Consider the following 4,696-nt stretch of genomic DNA (forward strand, 5'->3'; position numbering starts at 1 on the left):
GAAAATTTAGTAATACCGAATATGCGTACTGTATTAAAGGAAACATTTAGCTCTGCCGTCCCATAATTCTACCGGAAAACCCGTGTAGATTTGTTACCAATTTCGATCGAGTAAGAGTTGCGGATCGAAAATAGGGTAGCAAGAGGATAAGAGCTACCATTATTTAGCCTCAGTATATGTTTAACAAAATTCTCTTTCCGCTCGATCGATCGCGTGAAGCCCAAGAAGCGATTGCGGTCGCGATCGATCTGGTGCAAAAGTATCAAAGCAAGCTGATTTTATTGTCGGTCGTCGAGACACCAGATTTAGATGCCGAAGTCCTCGAAGATCCGGTCATGCAATCGCCAGAAGCGATCGATCGGCTCCTGCATTCGGTACAAGAGCTATTTGCCCAGCGCGGGATCGCCGCTGACATTATGCAGCGGGAAGGTAAACCCGCATTTACGATTTGCGATGTGGCTGACGAACTCAATGTCAATCTGATCGTCATGGGCAGTCGCGGCATCGGGGTGGATTTAGAACACGTCGCCGAAAGCGTCGCCAGCCGAACGATCTCGCTGGCACCATGTCCGGTGTTAATTGTGCCTTAGGTTTTAGGCTTTAGGCTTTAGGCTATTAACTTGTTTTCCCCGCTCCCCGCTCCCCGCTCTTCATGAAGAAACTTAAAGTTAAAAGCGATTTGTCGATCGAGATCGTAAACGGAGGTAACTATCTCTAACGAACTGTAAAGCAATGCACTAATCTCCAATTCTATGAGCACAATAATGTAGGGATCACATTTGTAGGCATTCGATCGTGCTGGGTATGTATGCAGTTATTTCATAGCAGACCAAAGACAGAGCTAAGTACCCATGAGAAAATTCTCCAAGCAGCTCAAAAGCTATTTGCGCGTAATGGCTATGACGGTACGACGACCAAGGAATTAGCTGAAAAAGCGGGTATTGCCGAAGGCACTTTATTTCGGCATTTTACAAATAAAAAAGCAATTTTGGTGGAAGTCGCTACTAAAGGCTGGATCGAATTGTTGACGGATTTATTAACCGAATTGAGCGAGATGGCTAGCTATGAAGCAATCTCCCATGTCATGTACAAACGGATGCTGCGATTGGGCGATAATTATGACATGATGCGGGTCTGTTTTATGGAAGTCCAACTGCATCAAGATTTACGCGATCGAATTCAGTCGGAAGTAGTCGAGAAAATGACTGATGTTGCCGAAGCATTTTTCCAAACAGCAATGGAGCGAGGTGTTTATCGCCGCATGAATCCTCGCGTCATCGCTCAGGTATTTTTAGGAATGTTCGTCGTGGCTGGCTTCAGTCACGAAACAATTACGCAGCCAGGTGCTAGTCCGCAGGATATGAAGGAAATGGCCGAAGGATTGGCGGATATCTTTTTGAATGGAGTGCTCGCGAAAAAATAGGTTGTTAAGCAACAAGATTTAGCAATCTCGATCGAGTCGATCGCTAATCTCATATTCATATCGTGCCACGAAATAATCCCCAACTTGGCGATCGCTATGATGTTTGAATCCAAAATGCTCATAGATCGATCGTAAACGCGGTCGATCGGCCACACAATCCAATCGTAAGAAGTGTTTGCCTAATTCTCGACTATGTTCGATCGCCCACTGAAAGATCTGGGTGGAAATCGCGCCACCAGCAAAGCTGCGCCGCACGGCTAATCGATGTAAAAATGCTGAATCTGCTTGGATAACATCCGGCCAAAATTCCAAATCTTCGGTTTGAAATTGAACGACGCCAGCCGCAACACCTTCACAAAAGGCGATATAGAATAAACCCAGTTCGATCTCTTGTCGAATAACCGATAACGCAATATGTTCTGGTTGCCATAGTGACATGTTTTGCCGATCGAGCCATGCAGCCGCTTCGGCTAATATTTCTGAAACTATTGAGATATCATCTAAAGTAGCTTGGCGCACGGAAATGGGTGACATGATGGTCGGATCTCGCTATTTTAATGATGCGAGAAGATATCCTCATACTGCAAGATATCTAACGAAACTAGCGTCGGTAAAACTTTAAAACAATCTTGTGCTAATTCCCAGCGATCTTCGCGCTGCAACTTCGTAATTAATTTCTGACGCATACTAATTAGATACCGGACATCATTGGCAGCGTAGCGTAATTGTACGTCTGAGAGGTGTTCGGCATCACCCCAATCGGAACATTGAGCGGATTTATCTAGTTCTACGCCTTCGAGCTGGGAAACCAATTCCTTCAAACCATGACGGGATGAGTAAGTACGAATCAGTTTGCTGGCGATTTTAGTGCAAAATATGGGCTGGGTTTCGATCCCCAAACGGTGACGCAATTGAGCCACATCGAATCTCGCAAAATGAAAAACCTTAGTAACGGAGGTAGATTGCATCACCTGTTGTAAATTTGGTGCTGCTGTTTGTCCTTTGGCAATCCGAATGACCGTCAGGGCACCTGGTGAAAATAATTGAACTAAACACAACCGATCGCGAATATAGTTTAATCCCATCGTCTCAGTATCGACAGCGATCGATTCTGCCTGAAGATACTTCTCTGTCAGCGCAGTATCTAAGTCTCGATCGCAAATTTGAAAGTCTTCCATAGTGAGCGGCTGGGGAGAAGAAAACATCTATATATTAGACGATCGACGCGCTCCTATTCGACATCCTTGACATAGAATGCTTTGCGGATAAAAATTTGTGTGAAATAATATTCACCCCTAGCATTTCTAGTAACACCGATGCCCGTCAAATCGTACTGGCCGACCATATTATGTTGGTGTCCAGGACTTTCGATCCAATCTTGGATCGCTACTAGTTCGGGCTTGCCATAACCCATATTGTAGGCAACATTTTCTGCCGCACTCCGATAGACGATCGTCTTAGAAACCGAAGCGACTCGATCGTTAAAACCATCGTGACTCATGTTACCCGATCGCGCCATTTGTTCGCTGTGGGCTTTGGCTTCAGCAACGATCGCCGGATCCATCGTCAATGGGGGCAGATTTTTGGTCTGGCGATACTTGTTGACTAGATTGTATGTATCTATTTCTAGCTTCGTCATCACAGGTGCAGGCATCGTCGATTGGGGGGCGCGCTTAACTGGAGTTCCGATGCTTTCTGGTGCCGAATCTCCCTCAGGTGCTGTAATGCTAACATCAGCACGGGCGATTGTGCCACCGATCCCGATGACAGTCACTAGGGCGCAGAAAGTGCCTAAAAAACGATATTTCATCTGAATTGAGCGAATTTGGATATGTGCTGAGATGGAATCTTTGACATCACTGAGATCGAACATCGCCGTTCCGTGTATCAAATATGACATCTCCGATTTATATCCACTGCGATCGAGGTCATATCAGGACGTAATCTGGAAACTGGTAAAATTTGACAATCTCGACCGAGGATTGGGTAGAATAGAAGATACGATCGATCCAAACTATCGCTATGACATCCTATTCCGCTGCTTCTGCTCGCGCCGAAATGAGTGAACTGCGTCGGCTCAAAAGTTTACTTCCGCCCGAACTCCAAAGCTGGGTGACAGTCGAAACTACCGTCGAAGTCAATCCACCCCTAATTCGCAGTGAGGAATTGGGGAAAGATCAGGTGGAAATTCAAATCGATTTGGTCAAGTGGGAACGGTTGGCTCTCGATCAACGCAACCTGTTGTTCTGGCATGAAGTCGCCCGCGTCCAAAATGACACGATCTCCCGCGACGGCTGGGAAATGGCAGCACTAGCGATCGGCTTAGGCGGTGCTGTCGGCGAGTTGTGGGTGCAGGACGGTTTATTATTGGTGCTGGCATTAGGACTCTGTGGCGTCTCTGGGTATCGCTTGTATGCACGCAACAATAGCGATCGACACCTCAAAGAAGCGATCGATGCCGATGAAAAAGCGATCGCCCTAGCAACTCGCTTTGGCTATACACTCCCTAATGCCTATAAGAGTCTGGGCAGTGCCTTAAAAACATTAACTGACGATACTCCCAAAAAGAGCAAACGCAAGCACTATGAATCCCGTCTCGATGCGCTCAAGCGCAGTGCTAGCAAAGCCAAAGATAAAGTCGATCGCTCGCGCACGTCGTCTACTCGCGGTCGCGCTCTAGCTGACGAACGCGAAACCTACAGATAAATCTTTCATAAAGATAAACAAAGAAAGAACCCCGACTTCTTCAAGAAGCCGGGGTTCTGGTTTCTATTCAATTAACTAGCTTAAGTCGTTAGTTCTAAAATTGCGGGATGTGGATTGGTACCAGTGAGCACGATTTTGAGATCTTGAGGAATTTTAGTCAAAAAATTAGTTGCCGCTTCCACACTAATTAATCCTAGCTCGATCGCTAGACTCAAATCGTCTAAAATCACCAACGAATATTCACTCGATCGAGTTGCGCCGCGAACGTGTTTCCATAACTGGTTAAAACTATTTAACTCTAACTCGTCAAGATCGGCAGTTGAAATATTCCGCATCAAATTACAGCGAATCCAATCGAGATTTTGCGCGAGATTGATAATTCGATCGTGACCTTGCCGAATTCCGCCTTTAAGGAGTTGGACGATCAGCACGCGTTGTCCGGTACTGGCAATCTTGAGGGCGTTGGCAACAATCTCCGTACAAAATCGATCGGCAGGTGTATCGACTATTTCGATCTGTTTGTGAATTGTACTTAGGATGTTATGTGTAACCGCAGTCTGTTCTGGA

General features: G+C 46.0%; 7 protein-coding genes. 3 read left to right on the top strand and 4 right to left on the bottom strand.

The window, feature by feature from the left end:
* Window positions 1-176 precede the first annotated feature (176 nt).
* The gene (locus RMO84_RS17345) at window positions 177-590 is read left to right on the top strand and encodes a universal stress protein (RefSeq protein WP_310489688.1); all 414 of its coding nucleotides are present in this window, start codon (window positions 177-179) and stop codon (window positions 588-590) included.
* Between the two features lie 218 nt (window positions 591-808).
* Window positions 809-1,423: a TetR/AcrR family transcriptional regulator gene (locus RMO84_RS17350; RefSeq protein WP_310489689.1), complete on the top strand. Its 615-nt coding sequence runs from the start codon at window positions 809-811 to the stop codon at window positions 1,421-1,423.
* An 18-nt stretch (window positions 1,424-1,441) separates the two neighbouring features.
* Here RMO84_RS17350 and RMO84_RS17355 read toward each other — a convergent pair whose 3' ends face one another.
* From RMO84_RS17355 to RMO84_RS17365, 3 genes are read right to left on the bottom strand one after another with little or no spacing between them, the layout of a single operon-like run.
* Window positions 1,442-1,957, bottom strand: a complete 516-nt coding sequence (locus tag RMO84_RS17355) for a GNAT family N-acetyltransferase (protein WP_310489690.1) — start codon at window positions 1,955-1,957, stop codon at window positions 1,442-1,444.
* Between the two features lie 20 nt (window positions 1,958-1,977).
* Complete coding sequence (locus tag RMO84_RS17360) at window positions 1,978-2,601, bottom strand: ribonuclease D (protein WP_310489691.1); 624 nt, start codon at window positions 2,599-2,601, stop codon at window positions 1,978-1,980.
* A 53-nt stretch (window positions 2,602-2,654) separates the two neighbouring features.
* Window positions 2,655-3,323, bottom strand: coding sequence for a CAP domain-containing protein (locus RMO84_RS17365; RefSeq protein WP_310489692.1), 669 nt, complete (start codon window positions 3,321-3,323; stop codon window positions 2,655-2,657).
* A gap of 122 nt (window positions 3,324-3,445) precedes the next feature.
* Between RMO84_RS17365 and RMO84_RS17370 the strand changes: the two genes are divergently transcribed.
* Complete coding sequence (locus tag RMO84_RS17370; RefSeq protein ID WP_310489693.1) at window positions 3,446-4,129, top strand: DUF3318 domain-containing protein; 684 nt, start codon at window positions 3,446-3,448, stop codon at window positions 4,127-4,129.
* An 80-nt stretch (window positions 4,130-4,209) separates the two neighbouring features.
* Here RMO84_RS17370 and RMO84_RS17375 read toward each other — a convergent pair.
* Window positions 4,210-4,696, bottom strand: a 487-nt coding sequence (locus RMO84_RS17375; protein WP_310489694.1) for a cob(I)yrinic acid a,c-diamide adenosyltransferase, incomplete at its 5' end; no start/stop codon positions are given.

The sequence above is a fragment of the Chamaesiphon sp. VAR_69_metabat_338 genome (genome assembly GCF_031423935.1).
Classification (GTDB): Bacteria; Cyanobacteriota; Cyanobacteriia; order Cyanobacteriales; family Chamaesiphonaceae; genus Chamaesiphon.